Origin of the sequence: Acinetobacter sp. WC-743, assembly GCF_000335555.1 — a bacterium.
Taxonomy (GTDB): domain Bacteria; phylum Pseudomonadota; class Gammaproteobacteria; order Pseudomonadales; family Moraxellaceae; genus Acinetobacter; species Acinetobacter bereziniae.
Map to the genome: position 1 here is coordinate 1 of NZ_AMFQ01000083.1, position 203 is coordinate 203.

1 pseudogene is annotated in these 203 nt (G+C 42.4%); it reads left to right on the plus strand.

From position 1 onward, the window contains the following. A pseudogene (locus ACINWC743_RS11560) lies at positions 1-203 on the plus strand (electron transfer flavoprotein-ubiquinone oxidoreductase); the annotation flags it as partial.

Consider the following 203-nt stretch of genomic DNA (forward strand, 5'->3'; position numbering starts at 1 on the left):
CGGGATTAAAGAGCTTTGGGAAATCGACCCTGCCAAACATAAACCAGGTTTGGTGATGCATGGTTCAGGTTGGCCACTTGCTGAAACTGGTTCTTCAGGTGGTTGGTGGTTATATCACGCTGAAAACAACCAAGTGACTTTGGGTATGATTGTCGATTTATCTTATGAAAATCCACATATGTATCCATTTGCTGAAATGCAAC